This is a genomic window from Ruegeria sp. CDSC054, from assembly GCF_059610645.1.
In genome coordinates, this window is record NZ_JBXWOA010000002.1 from 349,485 (window position 1) to 373,249 (window position 23,765).

At 57.1% G+C, this 23,765-nt stretch carries 24 protein-coding genes; 13 read left to right on the forward strand and 11 right to left on the reverse strand.

The window, feature by feature from the left end:
- The first annotated feature begins 234 nt into the window (after window positions 1-234).
- Together AC2FGC_RS05675 and AC2FGC_RS05680 are read left to right on the forward strand one after the other, a co-directional pair.
- Entirely contained in the window at window positions 235-645 is a 411-nt protein-coding gene (locus tag AC2FGC_RS05675; protein WP_496724050.1) for a VOC family protein, read from the forward strand.
- Window positions 646-739: 94 nt separating this feature from the next.
- Window positions 740-1,870 (forward strand): hypothetical protein, encoded by a 1,131-nt coding sequence (locus AC2FGC_RS05680; RefSeq protein ID WP_496724048.1) that lies wholly within the window; start codon window positions 740-742, stop codon window positions 1,868-1,870.
- 42 nt (window positions 1,871-1,912) lie between these two features.
- On the opposite strand, the gene AC2FGC_RS05685 is transcribed toward AC2FGC_RS05680, so the two are convergent.
- From AC2FGC_RS05685 to AC2FGC_RS05695, 3 genes are read right to left on the reverse strand one after another with little or no spacing between them, the layout of a single operon-like run.
- Window positions 1,913-4,960 carry an efflux RND transporter permease subunit gene (locus AC2FGC_RS05685; RefSeq protein ID WP_496724046.1) on the reverse strand — a complete coding sequence of 1,016 codons (3,048 nt, stop codon included), beginning with the start codon at window positions 4,958-4,960 and terminating at the stop codon, window positions 1,913-1,915.
- Between the two features lie 11 nt (window positions 4,961-4,971).
- Window positions 4,972-6,009, reverse strand: a complete 1,038-nt coding sequence (locus tag AC2FGC_RS05690) for an efflux RND transporter periplasmic adaptor subunit (RefSeq protein WP_496724044.1) — start codon at window positions 6,007-6,009, stop codon at window positions 4,972-4,974.
- Window positions 6,006-6,473 (reverse strand): MarR family winged helix-turn-helix transcriptional regulator, encoded by a 468-nt coding sequence (locus tag AC2FGC_RS05695; protein ID WP_282151756.1) that lies wholly within the window; start codon window positions 6,471-6,473, stop codon window positions 6,006-6,008. The genes AC2FGC_RS05690 and AC2FGC_RS05695 overlap by 4 nt, the downstream gene beginning before the upstream one ends.
- A gap of 168 nt (window positions 6,474-6,641) precedes the next feature.
- On the opposite strand from AC2FGC_RS05695, the gene AC2FGC_RS05700 reads away from it, so the two are divergent.
- Window positions 6,642-7,766 (forward strand): beta-ketoacyl-ACP synthase III, encoded by a 1,125-nt coding sequence (locus tag AC2FGC_RS05700; RefSeq protein WP_496724041.1) that lies wholly within the window; start codon window positions 6,642-6,644, stop codon window positions 7,764-7,766.
- Between the two features lie 8 nt (window positions 7,767-7,774).
- Here the strand turns inward: AC2FGC_RS05700 and AC2FGC_RS05705 are convergent, their stop codons facing one another.
- Entirely contained in the window at window positions 7,775-8,779 is a 1,005-nt protein-coding gene (locus AC2FGC_RS05705; protein WP_496724039.1) for a hypothetical protein, read from the reverse strand.
- A 63-nt stretch (window positions 8,780-8,842) separates the two neighbouring features.
- Window positions 8,843-9,304 carry a hypothetical protein gene (locus AC2FGC_RS05710; RefSeq protein ID WP_058275729.1) on the reverse strand — a complete coding sequence of 154 codons (462 nt, stop codon included), beginning with the start codon at window positions 9,302-9,304 and terminating at the stop codon, window positions 8,843-8,845.
- Window positions 9,305-9,659: 355 nt separating this feature from the next.
- Here AC2FGC_RS05710 and AC2FGC_RS05715 point away from each other — a divergent pair, with 355 nt between their 5' ends.
- A complete protein-coding gene (locus tag AC2FGC_RS05715) occupies window positions 9,660-10,238 on the forward strand; it encodes a thymidine kinase (RefSeq protein WP_108859299.1) in 579 nt (192 codons plus the stop codon).
- Here AC2FGC_RS05715 and AC2FGC_RS05720 read toward each other — a convergent pair.
- From AC2FGC_RS05720 to AC2FGC_RS05740, 5 genes are all read right to left on the reverse strand, one after another.
- Window positions 10,235-11,185, reverse strand: coding sequence for a 2-hydroxyacid dehydrogenase (locus AC2FGC_RS05720; RefSeq protein WP_496781614.1), 951 nt, complete (start codon window positions 11,183-11,185; stop codon window positions 10,235-10,237). The genes AC2FGC_RS05715 and AC2FGC_RS05720 overlap by 4 nt on opposite strands.
- Window positions 11,185-11,523 (reverse strand): tRNA-binding protein, encoded by a 339-nt coding sequence (locus tag AC2FGC_RS05725; RefSeq protein WP_496781616.1) that lies wholly within the window; start codon window positions 11,521-11,523, stop codon window positions 11,185-11,187. Before AC2FGC_RS05725 ends, AC2FGC_RS05720 begins: the two co-directional genes overlap by 1 nt.
- Window positions 11,516-12,331, reverse strand: coding sequence for a pyrroline-5-carboxylate reductase (gene proC, locus AC2FGC_RS05730; protein WP_058275971.1), 816 nt, complete (start codon window positions 12,329-12,331; stop codon window positions 11,516-11,518). The genes AC2FGC_RS05725 and proC overlap by 8 nt, the downstream gene beginning before the upstream one ends.
- 36 nt (window positions 12,332-12,367) lie before the next feature.
- Complete coding sequence (locus tag AC2FGC_RS05735) at window positions 12,368-12,868, reverse strand: type III secretion system chaperone family protein (RefSeq protein WP_496724030.1); 501 nt, start codon at window positions 12,866-12,868, stop codon at window positions 12,368-12,370.
- Window positions 12,869-13,181: 313 nt separating this feature from the next.
- Complete coding sequence (locus AC2FGC_RS05740; protein WP_050604795.1) at window positions 13,182-13,430, reverse strand: accessory factor UbiK family protein; 249 nt, start codon at window positions 13,428-13,430, stop codon at window positions 13,182-13,184.
- Between the two features lie 97 nt (window positions 13,431-13,527).
- On the opposite strand from AC2FGC_RS05740, the gene lgt reads away from it, so the two are divergent.
- The 5 genes from lgt (at window position 13,528) to AC2FGC_RS05765 (ending at window position 17,747) form a co-directional block, all read left to right on the forward strand.
- Window positions 13,528-14,415, forward strand: a complete 888-nt coding sequence (gene lgt, locus AC2FGC_RS05745) for a prolipoprotein diacylglyceryl transferase (protein ID WP_496724028.1) — start codon at window positions 13,528-13,530, stop codon at window positions 14,413-14,415.
- Entirely contained in the window at window positions 14,412-15,479 is a 1,068-nt protein-coding gene (locus AC2FGC_RS05750; RefSeq protein WP_496781618.1) for a class I SAM-dependent methyltransferase, read from the forward strand. The genes lgt and AC2FGC_RS05750 overlap by 4 nt, the downstream gene beginning before the upstream one ends.
- A complete protein-coding gene (gene pgeF / locus AC2FGC_RS05755; protein ID WP_496781622.1) occupies window positions 15,476-16,234 on the forward strand; it encodes a peptidoglycan editing factor PgeF in 759 nt (252 codons plus the stop codon). Before AC2FGC_RS05750 ends, pgeF begins: the two co-directional genes overlap by 4 nt.
- Before the next feature lie 269 nt (window positions 16,235-16,503).
- A complete protein-coding gene (locus AC2FGC_RS05760; RefSeq protein WP_496781624.1) occupies window positions 16,504-16,632 on the forward strand; it encodes a hypothetical protein in 129 nt (42 codons plus the stop codon).
- A gap of 332 nt (window positions 16,633-16,964) precedes the next feature.
- Window positions 16,965-17,747 carry a Hint domain-containing protein gene (locus AC2FGC_RS05765; protein WP_496724020.1) on the forward strand — a complete coding sequence of 261 codons (783 nt, stop codon included), beginning with the start codon at window positions 16,965-16,967 and terminating at the stop codon, window positions 17,745-17,747.
- A 116-nt stretch (window positions 17,748-17,863) separates the two neighbouring features.
- On the opposite strand, the gene AC2FGC_RS05770 is transcribed toward AC2FGC_RS05765, so the two are convergent.
- Complete coding sequence (locus AC2FGC_RS05770) at window positions 17,864-18,364, reverse strand: Lrp/AsnC family transcriptional regulator (RefSeq protein ID WP_108859290.1); 501 nt, start codon at window positions 18,362-18,364, stop codon at window positions 17,864-17,866.
- A gap of 226 nt (window positions 18,365-18,590) precedes the next feature.
- Here AC2FGC_RS05770 and trxB point away from each other — a divergent pair, with 226 nt between their 5' ends.
- The 4 genes from trxB (at window position 18,591) to AC2FGC_RS05790 (ending at window position 23,660) form a co-directional block, all read left to right on the forward strand.
- The gene (gene trxB, locus AC2FGC_RS05775; protein WP_282118987.1) at window positions 18,591-19,532 is read left to right on the forward strand and encodes a thioredoxin-disulfide reductase; all 942 of its coding nucleotides are present in this window, start codon (window positions 18,591-18,593) and stop codon (window positions 19,530-19,532) included.
- Between the two features lie 4 nt (window positions 19,533-19,536).
- Complete coding sequence (locus tag AC2FGC_RS05780) at window positions 19,537-20,013, forward strand: RES family NAD+ phosphorylase (RefSeq protein ID WP_496724017.1); 477 nt, start codon at window positions 19,537-19,539, stop codon at window positions 20,011-20,013.
- A gap of 51 nt (window positions 20,014-20,064) precedes the next feature.
- Window positions 20,065-21,735, forward strand: coding sequence for an adenylate/guanylate cyclase domain-containing protein (locus AC2FGC_RS05785; protein ID WP_496781626.1), 1,671 nt, complete (start codon window positions 20,065-20,067; stop codon window positions 21,733-21,735).
- Between the two features lie 206 nt (window positions 21,736-21,941).
- Window positions 21,942-23,660: a bifunctional sulfate adenylyltransferase/adenylylsulfate kinase gene (locus AC2FGC_RS05790; protein WP_496724013.1), complete on the forward strand. Its 1,719-nt coding sequence runs from the start codon at window positions 21,942-21,944 to the stop codon at window positions 23,658-23,660.
- The last annotated feature ends 105 nt before the right edge of the window (window positions 23,661-23,765 follow it).

A 23,765-nucleotide genomic window follows, 5' to 3' on the forward strand; every position in this document is an offset into this window, starting at 1 on the left:
CGACCGAACGTTTCGCGCGCCCGTTGACCTTGTGTCCCCGGGCGCGCATCTTTTCTATGATTGAGCAGAAGGAAAAAAACAAATGCGCAGGTTTATCGTTTTCGCCGCAATGATGACGCTTGCAGCGTGTGATGTGCCCTTTGTCCCGCTGATCTAAAACAGCTTTCAGTGCCGTTTTTCTGTAACCCTCCGATATAAAGGCCGTGTGATACCGTCCCTAAATCGGGGGAAGCCGTGCGCCTTTACGTCACTTATGGAACAAATGACCTGTCGCGGGCCATTAAGTTCTATGACGCGATCTTTTCTGTCTTGGAACTGCCACGCCTTCCGGGATGGACCAAAGATCGTGCGGGTTGGGGAACCGAACCAGACGATGGGACCGGGTTCTGGATAAACACACCCTTTGACGGGAACCCTGCCGATGTGGGCAACGGGACGATGATCGCGTTTCCCACCCAAAGCGCCGCAACGGTCCGACAGTTTCACACTGCAGGGCTGGAGCATGGTGGCACAGACACTGGTGCCCCGGGTACAAGAGACTATTACGCACCTGATTTCTATGTCACTTATCTGCGTGACCCTGACGGGAACAAACTGTCCTGTTTTTATTATCACTATGACCCGGCGAGGGATCCGGGCGACTGAACCCGGCGCTAGAAATACCGATGAGCTGGCTATCTAAGCGCATGTAAGTTGGCGGCAACAATTCGAAATTGCCAGCAAGTTTAAGGCAACGACATTGACACAAGAGCACTATCCGATTTTTGCCTCCAGCAGCCTTACGGAACTCGGGCTACGCCGCGAAATGAAACCGGGCCATGTTGGCCCAGACTATACCGAGCACGTGTACGACTATGACACGTTCTGGTACGATGCATTTTGGGACCGGGGCAGCCTGGTGGTTTTCTGCCCAAAACTGTTCGGCCTGTACCACGTGATCCGAGAAGGCCAGTTTTATCTGGATGAAGACAAAGTCGGGAAACCCCGCCTGAAGTCCGATGAGTTCTATGATGTATTGTTCATCCGGGCATCAAAGAAGCCACAAACCCTAAGGTTTGAATGGGCCGGTTCAAGCGTCGAGTCGCCCGTGAATTCGGTCGAACAGGATTCTGCCCCTCACACTGGGAAAAACGTGGCCGTAACCTTGTCGCGTGACAACGACCTGACCTGGATTGAAGATTTTGCTCGTTACCATTGTCAGATGCATGGGCTGGAGCAGATGCTGTTCTTCGACAATGCCTCAACCTGGTATGGGCTGGACGACATCCGCGAAGCGCTGAGGCGAGGTGGGATCCATAACCCAACGGTGCTGTCCGCGCCTTTCAGGTACGGCGTTGTTTCGCAAGACAGAAAGGGCAAAAACCGTCACAATACGATGTTTCTGCAGACTTCGCTGCTGAACATCGCGCGCTTGCGTTTTCTTTCGGGCGCTCGCGCGGTTCTTCAATGTGATGTTGATGAACTGGTCTGGTGCAAAAGCGGTTCAATTTTTGACCTCACCCAAAAACGGCCAACCGGGTTTGTCCGCCTGGGTGTGGAATGGCGGTATCCGGATGCAGGCTGCACCGAAAATTTTCGACATTCCGATCACATCCGCAAAAAGGCGGACGACAAACTGTGCAGAGCCAAATACTGCATCGCGCCCTCTGGTCCTCTTTGGTTTACGTCATGGCACGTCCACACAATCGGGCTGTTGAAGTCACGAGGCAGTCTGATCACCCCAAAATCCAATGGCATCTGGCATTGCAAGGCAATCACGTCGAGCGCTTGGCGAAGTTATGATACTAATGCCCGATCCAACTATGACATTGCCCCTGAAACGCAGGCGGCCTTAGACCGAGTCAATTGGTCGAAAAACCCGGCTGGATAGGACACTAGCCGGGTTTGAGAAATTCGACAAAAATCTGAGCTGTTACGCAGCGGCTTCTTTAATCTCACGCTTTTCATCTCGCGCGAAGAAGATCATGTAGAAGACGGGTGCCGCGACCATCGTCAGAATTGTCGCGAAAGCCAGACCACCCATAATCGTCACCGCCATGGATTTGAAGAACGCATCCGTCAGCAACGGCGCCATGCCCAGAATAGTGGTGATTGCGGCCAGCATCACGGGGCGCAGACGCGAGACCGAAGCCTCGATGATCGACTCGCGCAGGCCCTTGCCGGTTTCGCGGACAAGATCGATCTCCTCGACCAGTACGATGCCGTTTTTGATCAGCATCCCTGACAGGCTGAGCAGACCCAGCAGTGCCGTGAATGTGAACGGCAGACCCGTGCCCAGCAGTCCAATGACCACACCATTCACGGACATCGGCACCAGCAACCAGATGATAATCGGCTGACGGACAGCGTTGAAAATCAGCACCGAAATCAGCACCATGATCAGCAGGCTGACCGGTAACTGACGGCCCAAACTTTCGTTGGCGTCACCCGCGTTTTCGAACTCGCCACCCCACTCCATGCGATAACCAGCAGGCAGCTCCATCTCTTCGATTGCAGCGCGTACTTCCGAGTGGACCTGAGCCGCCGTCAGGCCCGCAGGGATTTCGGCCCCGACCGTGATGGTCAGCACCCTGTCGCGGCGGTGAACCAACGTATTGAGCGATTGGTATTCAAACCCGTCGACCATCTGTTCGATTGGAACAAATCTGTTTGACTGATCCGAATAAACGACCTGGTCAACGATCGAGTAATCTCCGTCCGCAGGGCGGCGAATAATGATCGGGATCAGGCGGTCGCGTTCACGGAACACACCCGCCCTGACACCATCGGTCGAGAATTGCAGCGTTCCGGCGATATCTTCACGGGTCACCCCAGCCGTCTGCGCCCGTTCGGTTGCGTAGATAGGCTGAACAGCCAGCTCTTTTTCACGCCAGTCGTGGTGAACATGCAGGGCATTCTCAGAGGCCGCGCGCATCCGCAGGATCGCTTCATCCGCAAGCTGCCGCAGAACCGCCGGATCACTGCCCGAGAACCGCGCCTGGATCGGATCACCGCCGCCGGGACCAAAGATCAGACGTTTGGTGCGGAACTCACCTTCGGGGAATTGCGCCGAGCCAAACGCCTCAAGATCCGCCTGCAATGCAGGGATGTCATCTAGAGTTTCGGTGCGGATGATCATGTGACCATAACTGGGGTTCGGTTTCTCTGCCGAGTAGGTCAGCAAGAACCGGGTTGCGCCCTGCCCCACAAATGTGGTGACGGCGACCACGTCTTCGCGGTTGTCCAGCCATTCCTCAAATACGGCCATGTCCTCAGCCGTCCGCGCGATAGGCGTACCTTGCGGCAGCTTGTAGTGCACGAAGAACAGCGGCGTATTCGAATCCGGGAAGAACTGTTGCTTTACCAGACCGAACCCGACGAAACAGGCAAAAGTGACGCTAACCAGCCCGGCAACGACCAGCCAGCGGAACCGCAGCGCCCAACGCAAAATCGCGCCGTAGACACGGAACATGATCCCGCCATAGGCATCCACGGCCCCTTCCTCGCCCTGTTTGAAGAAATAGTGACCAAGCAAGGGGGTCACCGTCAGTGCCAGTACCCAGCTCAGCAAAAGCGAAACACCTATCACCGCAAACAGAGAGAACAAGAACTCGCCCGTCGCATCGGGGCTAAGACCGATCCCAGCAAAAGCCATGATCCCGATTACCGTCGCGCCCAACAACGGGATTTGCGTCTTGGACGCAGCCTCATCCGCCGCATCGCGCGAGTTCTTGCCGCGCAACATGGCGATCTGCATACCCTCGGCAACAACGATGGCGTTATCCACCAACATACCCATCGCGATGATCAGCGCACCCAGTGATATCCGCTCCATCTCGATCGAGAACATCGACATGAACAGAAGCGTTCCCACCACGGTCAACAAAAGGGTCGAGCCAACGACAATAGCCGCGCGCCACCCCATGAAAACCGCCAGCACAATGACCACGATGGTAACGGACATGGCGAGGTTCACAAGAAAGTCGTTTGAGGCCTGTTCCACCACCACGTGCTGTTGGTAGATCGGCAGGATTTCGACGCCAAAGGGGATCTGAGGGTCAAGTTCCGCAAACTTCGCATCGGCGCGCTTGCCGACCTCAACAATGTTTTCGGAGGATAGGCCAGCGATCCCCAGCGTAAAAGCCTCGGTCCCGTTAAAGCGGATCATAATGTCCGGGTCGGTCTGGCGACCTCGGAAAACGTCAGACATGTCAAACAGGTTGATCACCTGCCCCTGCGAACCGACAGACAGACCGGCGATGGCGGAAACTGAGTCCGACCCTTCGGCGGTCAGGATCGTTGTACGGTCATTCTCTGAACGCAGCGAACCCGACGCGTTCACAGAGTCTGCGTTGGCAATAGCTTCATTGATGGACTGCAGCGGCACATTCTGGTTCACCGAGATGGCCAGATCGGGTTCTACAAAGATAGCCTCTTGCGGCAGGCCCATCACTTCTACGTCTGCGACGCCTTCGACGGTCAGCAATTCGCGCCGCAAGAAGGTGGACAGCTCGTGTTTTTCAGCGTCCGAAAACCCATCAGCCGTTACCGCATAGAACAGCCCGAACACGTCGCCGAACCTGTCATTGACCAGCGGCGCCTGCACTCCGGACGGCAGGCTGCGGGCCGTATCACGCACCTTGGCGCGCAGCTTGGTCCAGATTTCGGGCAATTCGGTTCCGTCATATGTCGATTGGATCTCAACTTCGATCAGCGAAAGCCCGGGCTGATTCACGGATGTGATCGTATCAACCTCACCCATTTGCTGGATGGCGGATTCCAGTGGCTCGGATACCTCCAGCGCCACCTGTTCAGCCGTTGCACCGGGATACTGGGTCACGATGACCGCGTTTTTAATGGTGAAGGCCGGATCTTCCAGACGTCCCAACGACAGAAACCCCCAGACGCCACCAAACAGGGCGATCAGGATTATCAGCCACGTATAGATCGGGCGATCAATGGATGCGCGCGCAATGTTCATTGATCCGCCCTTCAGTTTGCAAAGCCGACAAAGCGGCGAACGGCTTGGCCATCTGTCAAGGTGCTGCCACCCGCGACGACGATCTCGTCACCATCGTTCAACCCTGTCAGAACACGGACTTCGCCGGTCTGCGTGGGTTCGATGGTAACCGGCACTAGCTGGACGGCGCCTTCATCGGCCCCAACCGGTGAAAACACCATGACGCCCAGACCGCCCTCTGCGCCCGAAATGATGGCCGTTGCAGGCACAACGATACCTGTCCGGGCATCCTGGACCTTCACATTCACGGTCACCGACGAACCCGGCAAAATCTGCAATCCTTCGGGAGGGGTAAGACCAAACTGGATACGGAACGTCTGACCGACGCTTGAAGTTTCCGCGTCAAATTCTCGGATCTGCAGAGGGAAGACCTCGTCGCTGGTTGGAAACTTCGCCGTAATCGTAATGTCATCTTCTTGACCCGAGCGTTGGAACAGGATTTCCGGCACATCCACTTCGATCCGCAATTCGGACATATCGTGGATACGCACGATGGGTGCCCCTGCGTTTACAGTGGTAAAAGACTCGACCGTTCGACGAGATACCAACGCGTCAAACGGCGCGGTCAGTGTTGCATGTTCCAGATCGTATTCGGCATCGCGGACGGCGATATCCGCCAGTTGCGCTTCGGTTTCCGCGTCGTCCACCGCCACCTGGCTGGCTGTGGTTCCGCGCAAACGAGAAAGACGGGCCACGGTACGATCCGCCTGATCCTTTTGCAGGACAGCGCGGTCATAGCGGCGCTGGAATGGTTCCTGATCCAGTTGCGCGATCAGCTCGCCCTTGGGTATCACAAACCCCTCGGTCACCGGCATTTCGACGATTTGCCCGGAAACCTGAAAGGCCAGATCGACGGTTTGCCGCGCAGCGACGCGACCAAAAAACTGGCGCGAGAAGCCGGGCGATGTCTCTTGGACCATCATTAGTTTTACGGGCTTGGCGCTATCCTGCGCCAAAACGGAGGTGGCGAACACGGTCAGAGCGACGCTCAGTACAGTGAAGAGTTTCATTTCTTCAATCCCTCAGGAATTCCTGTTTTCATTATGTTTTCCCGGATCTTCCGGGCCAGTCGTGCAAATTCGGCAGTTTCGTCAGCATCCAGCCCAGAAGCTCTGCGGAACAGGTCTCCCGCCTCGGACATCAGAACCTGTCGCATCTCAAGCCCCTTGTCGGTCAGAACCAACAACCAAGCCCGACGGTCTTCCGGATCGCGCTGGCGGGTCAGGTACCCTGCCTCTTCCAGCGCGTCAGCGGTTGACGTGATGGTGGACGGCACCGTCAGCATGTCTGCAGCCAAAACGCCCATGCGTTTGGGTCGCTCAAGCTTGACCATCATATGGCATTCCTGATGGCTCAGCCCGACCTCTAGTGCGTCAAGGCTTTCTTCCAGTTTCCAGTAGAGCGCATAGACTCCCATCATCGCCTGCACTTCGGGGCTGAGGCAGCGGACCAGCGCACTGTCGTCATGGGTCATCGGTGAATCCGTTTGTAACTTTGGCCTCGCATATACTTCGAAATATGAACTATTCAAGAAGCGAAGCGGATTTAAGCCGAAACTTTGACATTCCCTTGGGTCAACGTCTCTTGATCTAACCCTTGTATGCCTGCATTTTGGGCGAATCCGAAACATTCAGGTCTTATCATGTACACGCCCGCGATCACCGGCTCAGGTGTTTTCACCCCCGAAAACGTCATCACCAACGCCGAACTTGTCACGGCCTTCAACGCCTATGCCGACAAGATGAACGCCCAAAACGCAGACGCAATCGCGGCGGGTGAGATTGAGCCGATGCAGCATTCGTCGGAAGAGTTCATCTTCAAGGCCTCGGGTATCGAGAAACGCTACGTGATGGACAAGGACGGTGTTCTGGACCCTGACGTGATGCATCCCTTGTTGCGTCAACGTGGCGATGACGAACCGGGCATCATGACCGAGATGGCCGTGGATGCGTGTAAAAAGGCGCTGGAACAGGCCGGGCGCAGCGCTGAGGACGTTGATCTGGTGATCTGCGCCGCCTCGAACCACGAACGCGCCTATCCTGCGGTTGCTATCGAGATACAGCAGGCCCTTGGGATCAACGGGTTCGGGTTTGATATGAATGTCGCCTGTTCTTCGGCCACTTTCGGGATTCAGGCCGCCGCGGACATGGTCCGCTCCGGCTCGGTCCGCGCCGCATTGGTGGTAAACCCCGAGATTTGTTCAGGGCATCTGGAATGGCGCGACCGCGATTGTCATTTCATCTTTGGCGACGTGGCCACCGCCACTTTGATCGAGCGGGTCGAAGACGCGAAGGGTCCGCATTTCGAAATTCTGTCAACACGCTGCGCGACCGAATTCTCGAACAATATCCGCAACAACAACGGCTTCCTGCGTCGTTCACGCCCTGACGGGGTGGTCGACCGCCGTGACATGCAGTTCATGCAGAACGGACGCAAAGTCTTCAAAGAAGTGCTGCCAATGGTCAGCAAGCACATCTCGGATCACATGGAATCTGAGGGTGTGGAGAATACAGACCTCAAACGTCTGTGGTTGCATCAGGCCAACAAGACCATGAATGACTTCATCGGCAAGAAGGTTCTGGGACGCGAACCCGAGGCTGGCGAACAGCCCAACATCCTGCAGGACTATGCAAACACGTCCTCGGCCGGTTCCATCATCGCGTTTTCCAAGTATTCAGATGATCTGACTGATGGTGACGTAGGGCTGATCTGTTCCTTCGGCGCCGGTTATTCGGTGGGTTCGGTGATAGTGAAGCGACACGGTTGATGCCGGGATCACACGGGGCGAACACCAAGCCAAGGACCGTCGCGGCTCTTTCGGGTTACCTCTAACCAACGGTCTGACCCTGACTTGCACCACTGGTTCAAGACTGGGTCTAGTGGCCGCGTAAACCTCGCTACAACCTGATCACTGTCCAACCTGACCTGCGCTAAGTCGGTTTCGGGCAATACGGCTCTTAGCGCATCGCCAAGCTCATTCAGGCCGTCCCGTGCCGAGATATCAGCAGTTGGAAACTGAGTCGAAATGTGAAAGTTGGAAATAGCCAATTCTTCTTCTTTTGGCATTCCCTGCAAACCGGCAACAATCAGATTGCGCCCTAAATCCTGACAGGCCAGCTCACAGCCTCTGTTCGAATTGCGCGGTCGCGGCCACTTCCAAAGATCGAATCTCAAATGAATCTGGAGTTGCCCCTCCGTTGGCAAAACGTAACGGCTTGGGCATGTTTTTATGTCCGCAACGCTTGTTGAACCGTCGATCAGCCAAACACCATCATCGGTTACATCCGTTGTCACCTCGGCCAACTCTTTCAGCCTGAACTTTTCGTCCAAGACCGGACGCACCAAAATCGCATTCGGAAAAGCCTGCGTACAGACCTTTAAAATTACCCGAGACGTTTCGAGCGTGATCCGGTCCAAGTAAGCTCGAAGGTAGGTTGTTTGTCCGGACAGGTCAGTGTTTCTGTCTGCATCAGGGCTGGTTTCCGTGGGTACAACACCCTGAACAGTGACACCAAAATAGTGGCAGAACTGCCTCAGCGAAATCGTTCCGTCTAAGGTCGGGCCAACATCAGCTGACAAAATCGGCTCGGCGCTGATGGGGTCGGCACCGGGTTTTTCAGCAATCTGAACGCTCAGCCGACCGCCTCGGTAGCGAACATAAACATCCTGTTCGTCATGGGTTTGGCCATAGAACTGGCTCGGACATGACCCGCCGCCGTTCAGCAAGGCAAGGTCAAGATTCAGAGGTTTAGGAAGCTTGGGCGTATGGAAGTCAAACATAGTTTATCGCGTGATCCCCATGCGAGGGGTAATTGACCGTAGCAAAAACAAAGCAAACCGCCGTCAGCTCACGCTTTCCTCTTCCAGGTGCAGCTTCATGTCCAGCAGGACCTGTTGCAGCTGGCTCGTTTCCCTCAACAGGCGCTTGGCTTCGTTCACCGTGATGATGCCATCCTCGATCGCCGATTGATATTCGGTCATCAGCATCGCAAACCGCTGGCTCAGCGCGATGACGTCGGAATTCACTCCACCAGTGCGGGGGCTGTCGTCATTGCGCCCATCATAGGACAGGGTGATATTTTTCAGATCGGCAAGCGCCGAGGTGACGTGAGGGAAGTTTGCCACTGCCTCAAGCCGCGCCACCGCATCGACCGGCATGAACCGATCAGTATGTTCGACATTGTCAGAATAATAACGGCCCAACGTGGCTTTGGATTTGCCTGTAATCTCGCACGCGGATTCGATTCCCACGTCTTTAACCAGCGCTTCTGTGTGTTTTTTCAGGTAGGCCCCGATATCTGCCATGTTTTTACCTTTACTGCCTGCACGCCCCACTAAATCTGCCATTGCGGGGGAAAGGGAAAAGAAAATTCCCATACTCGATTCATAATTGAAATGTCATATGTTGGCTATCCCTCAGATATGCGGGGGTTTTGTGAGTGAGTGGCGGCATTTAATGCCGGTAATGAGTGATTGCGGGTCGGTATTCTTGTCCCGCTACGGTTAGGCCGCATGTTGGCCGACGGCGTCGCCGTTGTTGGGGCGGGGGGATCCATCCCCAATGGGCTTACGCTCGACCTCCGCAACGATAATGGCGGCGTCGCTTTTTGAAGGCTATTGATGGCTTGCCCGAATTGGACAGGCGTTTTAGACCCAACCCATGGCAAAACTATACTTTAATTATTCGACGATGAACGCGGGAAAATCGACCGTGTTGCTGCAAGCCTCGCACAATTACCGTGAGAGGGGGATGGACACCTATTTGATGACTGCGGCCCTTGATGGCCGGGCCGGTGTTGGCAGGATTGCGTCGCGGATCGGCATATCGGCCGATGCGGACACGTTCGCCGCTGAAACCGACGTTTTTGCGATGATTGAACAGCGCCTGAAAAAAGGGAACGTCACCTGCGTCTTTATTGATGAGGCGCAATTTCTGACCGAAGAGCAAGTCTGGCAATTGGCCCGCGCGGTCGATGACCTGCGGGTGCCTGTCCTTGCCTATGGCTTGCGCGTGGATTTTCAGGGCCACCTGTTTCCCGGCTCCGCTGCCTTGCTGGCACTGGCGGACGAGATGCGCGAAGTGCGGACCATTTGCGAGTGTGGGCGCAAGGCCACGATGGTCATCCGTCAGGACGAAAACGGCAACGCCATCACCGAAGGCGCACAGGTACAGATCGGCGGCAATGAAACCTATGTTTCGCTCTGCCGCAAACATTGGCGCGAGGCCGTCGGGCGCTAGACCGGGTTCGGCAAAGGTCGCCCTGCGACGAAAGCTGCAACGTTGTCCAGTGCTATATGCCCCATATCGGTGCGGACCTCTTCGGTCGCAGTGCCAAGATGGGGCAATATCGTCACATTCTCCATATCGCGCAGGGCCTGCGGAACGGTGGGTTCGAACTCATACACATCAAGGCCCGCGCCTGCGATCTGGCCGGATTGCAGGGCGTTGATCAGTGCGGATTCGTCCACAACTTCTCCGCGCGCGATGTTGATCAAGATGCCCGAAGGTTTCATCGCCTCCAGCACCGGCGCATTGATCAAGTGGCGCGTTTGCGCACCGCCGGGCACTGCGAGCACCAGGAAATCGACCGCAGCGGCCAGTTCTTTCAGGTCGGGTATGTTTTCTGCGGGAAATTCCACCTCTTTCGGGCTGCGCGACTGGTACGCCACGTCCATCCCGAAACCAAAATGACAACGCCACGCAATCGCCTGACCAATGCGGCCCATCCCGACGATCCCAACGCGTTTTCCGGTCACGTGATGACCCAGCATTTGGGTCGGATGCCAGCCTTGCCATTTGCCCGAACGGACCAGCCGTTCCCCCTCGCCCGCGCGACGCGCGGTCGACAACAGCAAGGTCATCGCGATGTCAGCAGTGGCATCGGTAACTGCACCGGGGGTGTTAGTGACCTGAACCCCTGCGACTTGCGCGGCAGCGACGTCGATATGGTTGTACCCCACACCAAAATTGGCCAGCAGTTTACAACGCGGTTGCGGCATTTCGGAGAAAATTGTGGCCGAAAACTGATCCCCCAGCGTCGGAACCACCACATCGAACTCAGCCAATGCGCGCCGCATTTCTTCGGGCGACATTGGCAACGTGCTGCTGCGGATTTCGACGTCGAACTCGGCCCGGGCGCGCGCCTCAACAGCGGCGGTCATGGGGCGTGCGATCAAAAGTTTCATTAGTGCATCCGTCCGCCGGTTGGAACCTCGCCATCCGGCCCGATCAGAACGATCTCGCCCTTGTCATCGGGCAGGCCCAGCACCAGAACCTCGGACATGAACTTGCCGATCTGGCGCGGCGGGAAATTGACAACGGCCATCACCTGTTTGCCAACCAACGTCGTCGGATCGTAATGCGCCGTTATCTGGGCTGAGGTTCGGCGCTCGCCAATTTCGTCACCAAAGTCGATCCACATCTTGATCGCCGGCTTGCGGGCCTCTGGGTAAGGCTCGGCGCGGAGGACCTTACCGACCCGGATGTCGACCTTCAGAAAATCGTCGAATGAAATCTCACTCACGGGACAGCTCCTTGGATCGGTCAGTCGCGGCCTTGACGGCGCGGTGCAGCAGGTCGGGGAAACCCTCTTCCTCATGCATCAGCACTTCCAGCGCGGCCTGCGTCGTACCATTGGGCGACGTTACGTTGACGCGCAGTTGCGAAGGGTCTTCGTCGGCCGCCATTGCCAAAGCTCCTGCTCCGGCCACCGTGGATTTGGCCAGCTTCATCGCCAGATCGTGCGGCAGACCCTGAGCCTGCCCGGCAGCGGCCAGCGTTTCGATCAGATGAAAGACATAAGCCGGACCAGAGCCACTAAGACCTGTCACCGCATCCATCTGCGATTCTTCCTCAAGGCGAACTGTGTCACCGATGGCGGACAGCAGGTTTTCGGCAAGAGAAACATCAGCATCCGATGCAACCAAATTGCCAATCAGCGCCGTGATTCCCTGCCGGATTGCTGCCGGAGTGTTCGGCATGGCGCGCACGATCGGAGTGCCTTCGCCCAGTACATTCTCGAAGGTTGCAATAGACGTACCCGCCGCGACCGAGACGAAAAGGCTACCGCCACCGCCCAGCGCCTTGATTGATGGCAGCGCATCGCCCATCATTTGCGGCTTGACGGCAACCAGCACGACCGCCGGGGCCTCGGGTAATGGAGTGTTGATATTGACGCCCTGCGCCTTCAGCCAATCCGAGGGGTACGGATCAATCACCCAGACAGCTGACGCAGGAAGACCATGCTCCAGCCAACCGGCGAGCATGGCCGAACCCATCTTGCCGCACCCCAGAAGAACTAGCCCCTGCTCGGCGACGCGTGACATGTCCATGATTGCCCCTCTCCTTATCCGGTTTGGGGCAAAGCTTTACGCGCGGCCGTAGGCCTCTGCAATGGCGACCTGCATTGCATCCTCGGGATCGCGGTTGCCCCAGGTGACCAGTTGGATCGCGGGGTAATAGCGCTCGGCGCTCAGAACCGCAGCGGTGATCATCGTGTCGATCTGTTCCGGGCTGGCCATCTGGCCACCCGCCAGAACCAAACCGTACCGGTAGACCATCAGCTTTTGATTGGCCCAATACGTAAATGCACCGGCCCAGCACTGATCATTCATCTTATTGAGCAGCTCATAAAGCTCGTTCTCGCGCTCGGATGGAGGTTCCATTTCGAAAGAACACACCATGCGGAGCGTTTCGTCATAGTTGGACCAGGCCAAGGTGATCGAATAGGTGCGCCACTGTCCTTCGACAGCCATGGCAATCTGATCATCCCCGATCCGGTCGAAATCCCAGTCGTGGTGTTCGGCAAGATGTTCAACAATGTCGATTGGATGAAGGTCTTCTTCGAGAAACTGTTCGGAAAGGGCCATAATGCCACCTCACTAATCTCTAGCCTTTTAGGGGCTGGCAGCGCCCCAACGCTAGTTGCTTGCTCTACAAGCCGGGCTTCCCCAGTCTGCCTGTACTAGATATGGTGCGCCGCTGGCAGGGTTCTGGCAACCCTATTTGTTGGGGATAACATCAATAAGTTGTGGACAGTCGGCAACGGCGATCAAAATATTGGCGCCACCGCCAGCTTTGTCTTGATTAAATTTGGTAAGGCGTCAAAATACACAACACCGCACAATCCCAGCGTGGATTGCGCGGCGGTTTTCTTTTTTCAAAATCTCGAGTGTGCGGAACTTATTTGTCCAGCTTGGCTTCAAGCGCGGCAATACGTGCCTCAAGCGCTGCGTTCTCTTCGCGCGCCTTCTGGGCCATGGCGCGCACAGCATCAAATTCTTCGCGCGTGACGAAATCACGATCGGCTAACCAGCGGTCGATCATCGACTTCATGGCATTCTCGGCCTCTTCCCGCGCGCCTTGCGCGACGCCCATGGCGTTGGTCATCAGTTGGGAAACGTCATCAAGAATCTTATTACGGGTTTGCATGGCTTTACTCCGGTATCGCGGTTGGTCTCTATATGGGTAAAGAATGGCCCGGGCTCAAGGTTGACTTGCCCCGCTAACCCCGGGCAATGAGACGCACATGCAGGCTGTTCTGAATTTCCCCGACCTTTCGCCCGAAGTTTTCTCGATCTCGCTGTTCGGGATGGAGTTCGCACTTAGATGGTACGCGCTGGCCTATATCGCCGGTATTCTGATCGCATGGCGATTGGGTACTGTGGCGCTGAAGCGCCCGGCACTTTGGCCTGCAGATACTCCACCGATGAAACCGCAGCAGTTGGAGGATCTGATCACCTGGATCATCCTCGGCGTGATTCTCGGCGGGCGTCTGGGGTTCGTTCTGTTTTACCAACCGGCTTACTACCTATCGCACCCGTTGGAGATATTGATGATCTGGCAGGGCGGTATGGCCTTCCATGGTGGTTTGCTGGGGGTCGTCGTTGCGTCCTATCTCTATGCGCGGCGTTACCAGGTCCCGGTTTTGTCTTTGGCCGATCTGATCGCACACGCTGTGCCGCCCGGACTGCTGTTGGGGCGGTTGGCGAACTTCACTAATGCCGAGCTTTGGGGGCGACCCAGCGACGTTCCATGGGCAGTGATCTTTCCAGGTGGCGCCGCGCAGGACTGCCCTGGTGTTGTGGCCGGGATGTGTGCCCGACACCCCTCGCAGCTTTATGAAGCTGCACTGGAAGGTTTGTTGCTGGGCGCACTTCTACTGTGGATGGCCTATCGGCGTGGGGCGTTTCACAAGCCCGGTCTGGTGATGGGTGTATTTCTGGCAGGTTATGGCGCCTCGCGTTTCATTGTTGAGTTCTTTCGTCAGCCTGACGCACAGTTCGTCTCGGCAGGGAATCCGCTGGGGCTGGCGTGGCACGTGGGCGGCTATGGCCTGACCATGGGGCAAATGCTATCGCTGCCAATGATCGCGCTTGGCCTTTGGTTTGCACTGCGCGCGCGACGCACTCAATGAACCTTAAGGATCACCTACTGGCGCAAATTGCGCTGAATGGCCCGATGAGCGTGGCCGATTTCATGACTGAATGCCTGCTGAACCCTAAGTTTGGATACTACACCACCCGCGATCCGCTGGGGGCGCAGGGGGATTTCATCACTGCACCGGAAATCAGCCAGATGTTCGGAGAGTTGATCGGGCTTGCTCTGGCGCAAAGCTGGATGGATCAAGGCAAGCCGGACAGGTTCATTCTAGCAGAGCTGGGACCGGGTCGCGGCACACTGATGGCAGATATCCTGCGCGCAACCAGCAGCATATCTGGATTTCACGAGGCCGCAGAAATTGTTTTGTTCGAGGCCTCCCCTGCCCTGCGGGACAGGCAGGCGCAATTGCTGAGCTGTCACAACCCGCGCTGGATCGATACGCTCATCGACCTGCCCGAAGCCCCCCTGTTTCTGGTGGCGAACGAGTTTTTTGATGCCCTGCCAGTCCGCCAATTCATACGTGAAGGTGATGGCTGGCGCGAACGTCTAATCGGTGCGCAGGGCGAATCGCTTACGTATGGGCTGGGGCTGAACACGGCTCAGATCGGTCTGGCGGATCGCATGACCGACACCCAAGATAGCGATTTGGTTGAACTTTGCGCGGCCGCAATTCCGATCCTGACCGTGATCGCTGGGCGGATCGCCACTTATGGCGGGGCGGGTCTGATCGTGGATTACGGTGACTGGCATTCGCTGGGCGACACGTTTCAAGCTTTGCAATCACATGAACGTGTTGATCCCCTGCAAGCTCCGGGTCGGGCGGATCTGACCGCGCATGTAGATTTTGAGCCCCTTGCTATTGCCGCACGCGCCGCCGGGTGCGCCCATACAAAGCTGACACCTCAGGGCATGTTTCTGGAACGGCTGGGCATCACGGCCCGCGCACAGGCGCTGGCTGCGCCACTCGGCGGGTCTGAGCTTGAGGCGCTCATTGCTGCACATCGCCGGTTGACGCATCCCGAGGAAATGGGAAATCTGTTCAAAGTACTGGGCCTCTACCCTTCTTATGCTGCACCTCCACCGGGACTGGAACCATGACATTGGAAATTCTGACCTCGGACGTCCTATCGCCTGTCCGCCACGGGTTTTTCAGCCGTCGGGGCGGAGCGTCTTCCGGAATATTCGCGGGTTTAAACTGCGGCTATGGCTCGTCTGACCAAACCGAAGCGGTGGCAGTGAACCGTCAGCGCGTGGCCGCGGCGATGGAGGTCAACCCGGACGCATTGGTCGGGGTGCATCAAGTGCATTCCCCAACCGTTCTGACGGTGGACGCTCCGATAAATGGCGACAAACCCAAAGCGGATGCGGTTGTCACCGCAACCCCGGGATTGGCGCTGACGATTCTGACAGCGGATTGCCAACCGGTCCTGTTTGCCGATTCTGACGCGAATGTGATCGGGGCTGCGCATGCCGGGTGGCGCGGTGCTTTGGACGGTGTATTGGAGGCAACCCTGGACGCGATGGAGGCATTGGGCGCGCAGCGGGAAAACACCGTCGCTGTCATTGGTCCTACGATTTCTCAAAACGCGTATGAGGTCGGTCCAGATTTCCTGGATGAATTCGCAGCGGATTCGCCCGAAAACCTTAGGTTCTTCGCGAATGGCGATGGGGATCGACTGCAGTTCGACCTGCCCGCCTTCGGTCTGCACAGATTGCGGCAAGCCGGGGTGGGTCAGGCGGAATGGACGCGGCACTGCACCTATTCAGACCCGGACAGATTTTATTCCTTCCGCCGCTCGACCCACGCGAAAGAAGCCGATTATGGCCGTTTGATCTCCGCCATTAAATTGTAGAGCGCGCCCAAAATGTGGCGAAATCGCCGCTTTTTCGCCACATTTGTTGTGTCTGTTTGAGTCGAGACATTTTGACTTTTATTGTCCGCACTCAGGTGTTTATCAAACGATTATCCCGCGGTGCGAGGCATTCCAAAGAAGAGGATCTGCCGACCTTCGACTTTACTGTTTAAATCCTGAGTCAGCCTTATCGGTGCCGCATTGACGCGCCACACTGATCCTACACAGGAACCCGGGGTAGCTGCCCCGGTACGACTAGGAATAATAACATGAAGGTTAAATCTCGTTTTCTCAGTGCCGTTGTTGCGGCCACGCGAGAAAAGGCACCGGAAATGCCGTGGAAACGGGTTTCCAGTTCTTCGGTCAGGGTCGCGCGCCGCTTGGCACGCCAACGCTGATCAAAAGCCCAAGGAACCATGCTGCCGGTTCCAAGGGTCAAGACGCACATCGGAGGGGTGCTCCGGGCCGGTGTGTGACCAACCGCTGAAATTTCCAGCGGCCTGGTTCAGGGGTGTGTGTGCGCAGGTAACTTCCGCCTGTGTTTTAGTGAGTTTGTCTGGGGGGTCAGTGTGTTGACCAAAGGAAAGCGAAAGTTCATCGCGTTGCGACGCCGCAAAGGCGTGCGCCCTGAGGTCGCTATCTCATTAAAGACAAAGAAAACGCCGGTCAGGTTGCCCTGTACGGAGGGCATTATCCGTCTGAACGGTATTTTAGGAGGGACGGAATAAAAATGACAATTCCACATTCCTTGACGCGCGCAGCCAGAAACGCGGTCAAAACTTCGGCCATGCTGCGCGAAATTCCGAAGACAAACGCAAGACCAAAGGCGCAGTTGCGGCGCTATGAGGTCAGTACCTTGATGCCGAACGGAGATGTTTCGCAAACGCGCCACATCGCCCCGGCATTGCCCATGTTCGAAGACGCCTTTTGTGCCTTTACACGCGGATCCCTGGTGGAAACCGAAAACGGCCCATTGGCGATCGAAGATCTGCTGCCGGGCGACTTGGTTCTGACACAGGATGGCGCGCTGCAGACCGTGTTGTGGAAGGGGTCGGTGACCCTGATTCCCGGACGCGAGGATTCGCGTGGCCGAACACGCCCGCTAACTCGGATCATGGCCGATACATTTGGAATGCAAAAGCCGCTGTCCGGCGTAATCGCGGGACCCGCAGCACGTCTGCTGGGCACACCTGCGCATCTGCGCCATTTACACGACGGGGGCGAAATTCTGACCCCTGTCCATGAATTCCAGGACGGTATGAGCGTGATCGAAACATTGCCGCCGACCCCGATTGAGCTGTTTCACATCTGCCTGAAACGTCATTCGGTCATCAAGGTCGATGGCCTGCAATTCGAATCATACCATCCGGGAGTCAATGCCGCACGCCAGGTTAGCCAATCGCTCAGATCGATCTACTTGAACTTGTTTGCGCATATCGAATCGCTGAGCGATTTTGGTCCACTGGTTCTACCACGCGCAGGAGACGGTGAGATAAATGCGCTTTCTGCGTGACAACGAAAACTAACTGCAATGTGGGGGCATTATGCAGCTGATAATTAGTTGGTTTCTATCATTAACGGTCGCAGCTTTTCTGCCGCCGTCAAAACCGCATCAAAAGCGAATGATGTTCACGCCGTCCGGTTCATTCGTTCTTCCAGAACGTCGAAGGGAACGCCGGGTTCGTCTTTGGCGCCGCGAATAACCAGCGATGTTTTTACGCTGGCTACATTGGGCGTAGTCAACAGCTCGCCCGTCAGGAACTGCTGAAAACTGCTCAGGTCGGGGGCGACGCATTTCAGGATAAAGTCCACCTCGCCGTTCAACATGTGGCATTCCCGGACCAGCGGCCATTCGCGGCAGCGTTCCTCGAACGCGTTCAGTTCGGATTCGGCCTGGCTTTCCAGCCCCACCATGGCAAAGACCTGAACCTCGAACCCCAACTCGCGTGAGTTCACATCGGCATGGTAGCCGCGGATAAGCCCGGAATCCTCAAGCGTACGCACGCGCCGCAGGCAAGGCGGCGCAGAAATACCTACGCGTTTTGCCAGCTCTACATTAGTCATGCGACCGTCTGCCTGCAATTCTGCCAAAATCTTGCGGTCAATCTCATCCAGCCGTATCGCGACCATGAAATGCTCCTAATTTTTCGGTTGTTATATCAGCACCCGACCAATGCGCAATTATCTTTCGCACCTGCGCAATATTCTATATTTTCAATGTTCTTTTTTTGGGCACCTTGCCGCAAATGCATGGCTGCCTGTCAAAAGGTTGGGGGTTTAAGCCCTGCGCGACGCTCGCTATATCCATCCGTCAGGGGCCACGCGCCCCAATCAGGCAGATCGAGTTGGGGGTACTATGGCCGAAACACGACACACCAGGGTTCTGATCATCGGATCGGGACCGGCCGGTTACACGGCCGGCGTTTATGCAAGCCGCGCGATGCTAGAGCCGATTCTGGTTCAGGGCATCGAGCCGGGTGGCCAGCTGACCACAACGACCGAGGTCGAAAACTGGCCCGGCGATACCGAGGTTCAAGGCCCCGACCTGATGGTGCGTATGCAGGACCATGCCAAGGCGATGGGCTGTGAAATCATCGGTGACATCATCAACGATCTGGACCTCAGCAAACGCCCGTTCACCGCAACCGGCGACAGCGGCACTGTTTACACAGCAGATGCCGTCATTCTGGCCACCGGCGCGCGCGCCAAGTGGCTGGGGCTGCCGTCGGAAGAGAAATTTAAGGGCTTTGGCGTTTCGGCTTGCGCGACCTGCGACGGGTTCTTCTATCGCGGGCAGGAAATCGTGGTGATCGGCGGCGGCAACACTGCTGTCGAAGAGGCGCTGTTCCTGACCAATTTTGCCAGCAAGGTCACTTTGATCCATCGTCGTGATGAGCTGCGCGCGGAAAAGATCCTGCAGGACCGGCTGCTGAAGCATGAAAAAATCGAACCCCTGTGGTTCCACGAGTTAGAAGAAGTGACCGGCACCGATGCCCCGCTGGGCGTCGAAGGTGTGCGGGTCAAAAACGTGAAGACCGGCGAGATTACCGAGATCCCCTGCAAAGGCGTTTTTGTCGCGATCGGACACGCACCTGCCAATGAACTGGTCAAGGACTCACTGGAAAGCCATATGGGCGGCTATGTCGTGACCAAGCCAGGTTCGACCGAGACCTCGGTGCCGGGTGTTTTTGCCGCCGGGGATCTGACGGACCACATCTACCGGCAGGCTGTGACCAGCGCCGGCATGGGATGCATGGCCGCACTGGACGCCGAGCGTTTCCTGGCCGAACAGGATTGATCTGATGCTGGAATTCTCTGGCCCGGCCTGGAGAATTCTCTTTCTGACGCAATTGAACGCCCCTTTGGCCCCTGCAAGGGCGCCGGAGGGGCGTTTTCATTACTCGGGGCAGACGGCGCTTTACGCATCGCTCAGCGCAGAAGGTCCCGGAGTTGCCATTCGGCGATATGTCTCGGCGGGCGATCCGCCACGGGTCTTACAACGGGCAACCGTGACAGGCGCAAAACTGGTCGACTTACGTGGACAGCGCGAGGCATCGGTCGTTTGGCAGGACATTCACGCCAAGCAGGGCACCTCGCCGACATGGAGGTTCTCGGACCGCGCGCGTGACGCAGGCGCTGACGGGTTGCTATACAGCTCGCGCTCGCGCCCCGAACTCAACCACATTGTCCTGTTCGACCCGTCGCCTTCGCTGATCCGTGTGAATACGCCGCCAACGGATTGGACGCCGCCCTATCCGCAACCTGCGCTTGACCGCTAAGCTGCGGCGTATCAGACTCGGCCTCAGGCGAGACCAATGCAGGTGATCTGATTGAAAACTGTTCTGTGGCAAGGCGGGTGGGCAACCCGGCTGAGGATCGGCAGCGGCCTGGTTCTGTTCGCCTTTGCGTTCTTTCACTTCATCAACATCGGCCTTGGTCTATTTCACACAGACTACTTGCATGGCATGCAGGATGCCCGGCATGTAATCACACGCCACGATGTCGGCAGCATAATTCTCTATGCTGCTCTTTTGATTCACGCGGGGTTAGCCCTGTACTCGATCAGCCAGCGCCGGACTTTGCGCATGCCGTTCAGCACGGGGTTGCAGATGGTTCTGGGGTTGTTGATCCCATTGCAGCTGATCTCGCATATCGTGCAAACGCGCTATGCGAACACGGTCTACGATGTGAACGATGAAATGGGCTATATCATCGTTCTGATGTGGCCCAGCTTCGCGGTCTGGATGCAAAGCCTGTTGTTGCTGGTGGTATGGGTACACGGCTGTATCGGACTGCACATGTGGCTGCGGCTGACCCGCTGGTGGCCCAAGCTGGTGCCATATCTGATTGGCCTGGCTGTGTTTGTTCCCACATTTGCCCTTGCCGGGGTGTTGACGGAGGGGCGCCGGATCTGGGCTGATTTTGCAGACCCGTTTTTACGCGAACAATATATCGAGCATTACAACTGGCCAACTCCCGAAGACTTCCAGCAGCTGTTCAGTGTCAAGGACAATGCGCTGACGGCGTTCTGGGTGGCCCTTGGCGCGTCCCTGACGGTTTTTGCGATCCGCAAGCTGTGGCGCCGCCGACATTCCGTGCGCGTAAAGTACGCTCAAGGCCCTGAGGTCGTTGCCGAAAAAGGAATGACCCTGCTTGAAATTTCCCAGGCCAACGGCATTCCACACACGGCGCTATGCGGTGGCAAAGGGCGCTGCACCACCTGCCGCGTGATTGTCGAGGAGGGCGGGGATCAACTGCCCGAACCCGGTGAGGTCGAAGCCCGAAGTCTTGCTGCGGTCAGTGCCCCGGTGGGCGCCCGGCTGGCATGCCAAATCCGCCCGATGGCTCCGATCACGGCGTTTCGAATGTTCCGCCCGGATGGCGCCCGACACCGGGCACATGCAAGCCAGGGTCAGGAACGGCAATTGGCGGTCCTGTTTCTGGACATGCGCGGCTTTACCTCGCGCACAGCTGGCCAACTGCCCTATGACATCGTTTTCCTGCTGAACCGATTTTTCGACGCCATCGTCCCCGCGATCACGGCCGAGGGCGGAGTGGTCGACAAATACATGGGCGACGGCCTGTTGGCCGTGTTCGAAACCAACGACGCCCAAAGCTCTGCTCGGGCCGGGATGAAAGCGGCCATTGATATCAGCCTTGCCTTGCAGCGTTTCAACCAGCAGCTGGAATCCGAGGGCAGCCCCCGGATCCGCATCGGAATGGGCCTTCATCTGGGGGACCTTGTTCTGGGTGAAATCGGTGCTGCGGGCCACGCCGCCCGTACAATCATCGGCGACACCGTAAATGTGGCCAGCCGGTTAGAGGCCGAAACCAAAACCCTGGGCTGCGAACTTCTGGTCTCGCAAGAGTTATTGCTGGTGGCAGGATATGACGGCGATATGCGGCAGGTTCGCCCATTCGAGCTGCGTGGCGTGACGCGACCGATTCCCGCCCTGCCCGTCCCCAAAGCCGTGGATCTGAACGCCAATGTCACTGCATAAGAACACTCGCCCTGAATTGGGTGGAATTGTTGCCCACATCGGGAACCAGCTTCGCAGATTGCCACGCAAACCGGAATTTCCTTCCATTGCGTGGAAAAACCGCGCATATCGTCCTTTGTTTCACCAAGGTATATGGACTTCACCCAAAAGCCGGGGCAAACGCCCCGTAATCAACGGCAAAGCAGCACTTTTACAAGAGTATTCCCATGACGATGTTAAGTAACCTGGCCCCAATCCCCGAATTGTTCGTGTCCTACGATTCAGCACAGAAACTGAAGGTGGAAGCCGCCGATCTGACCAGCTGGGACCTGAGCCCGCGCCAAATCTGCGATCTGGAATTGCTGATGAACGGCGGGTTCAACCCTCTCAAAGGCTTCCTGAGCCAGGCGGACTACGACAATGTCGTTGAGAACATGCGGCTGGCCGATGGTACCCTTTGGCCGATGCCCATTACTCTGGACGTAGACGAGGCGTTTGCCGACAAAGTCGAATTGGGCCAGGACATCGCGCTGCGCGATCAGGAAGGCGTCATTCTCGGCACCATGACCGTCACCGACCGTTGGACACCGGACAAAGCCCGCGAGGCCGAGAAAGTCTTTGGTGCCGATGACGAGGCGCACCCGGCGGTGAATTACCTGCACAACGTGGCGGGTAAAGTGTATCTGGGCGGACCCGTGGTCGGCATTCAGCAGCCCGTCCACTATGACTTTCGCGCGCGCCGCGACACTCCGAACGAGTTGCGCGCCTATTTCCGCAAAGTCGGCTGGCGGCGTATCGTGGCGTTCCAGACCCGCAACCCTCTGCACCGCGCGCACCAGGAACTGACCTTTCGCGCCGCGAAAGAGGCGCAGGCCAACCTCCTGATCCATCCGGTCGTGGGCATGACCAAACCTGGCGACGTCGATCACTTCACCCGCGTGCGCTGCTATGAGGCAGTGCTGGACAAATACCCGGCCTCGACCACATCGATGTCGTTGTTGAACCTGGCAATGCGCATGGCCGGCCCGCGCGAAGCTGTCTGGCACGGGCTAATCCGTGCAAACCACGGCTGCACGCATTTCATCGTGGGTCGCGACCATGCGGGCCCGGGCAAGAACAGTCAGGGCGAAGATTTCTATGGCCCCTACGATGCGCAGGATCTGTTCCGCAAGTACCAGGATGAGATCGGCGTCGAAATGGTCGACTTCAAGCACATGGTTTTTGTGCAGGAACGCGCGCAATACGAGCCGAACGATGAGATTTTGGATAAGGACAATGTCACTATCCTGAATATATCGGGCACCGAGTTACGCCGTCGTCTGGCCGAAGGTCTGGAGATCCCGGAATGGTTCAGCTTTCCCGAGGTTGTCGCCGAATTGCGCAAGACCCGCCCACCGCGCAGCCAGCAGGGCTTTACTGTGTTCTTCACCGGCTTTTCGGGCTCGGGCAAATCCACCATCGCCAACGCGCTTATGGTCAAACTGATGGAGATGGGCGGCCGCCCGGTTACTTTGCTGGATGGTGACATCGTTCGGAAAAACCTGTCGTCCGAACTGGGCTTTTCGAAGGAACACCGCGACCTGAACATCCGTCGCATCGGCTATGTGGCCAGCGAGATCACCAAGAACGGCGGCATCGCAATCTGCGCGCCAATTGCGCCCTATGCCACGACCCGCCGTGCGGTCCGGGAAGAGATCGAGCAATTCGGCGCCTTCTGCGAGGTTCACGTGGCCACCACCATTGAGGAATGCGAACGCCGCGACCGCAAGGGACTGTACAAGCTGGCCCGCGAAGGCAAGATCAAAGAGTTCACTGGAATCTCGGACCCGTATGACGTTCCTGCAGACCCAGAACTGAGCGTCGAGACCGAAAATGTCGAGGTCGACAACTGCGCCCATCAGGTTCTCCTGAAACTGGAAAGTATGGGGCTGATTGCAGCATCCTAATTGCTACAACAAACAAGCAAAGCGGCCAGCAGTGGCCGCTTTTTGTGTTGGATTGACAAGCGCACGCTGCCTTGGTGCAAATGCAGACCCTAACCAAAACGCAAA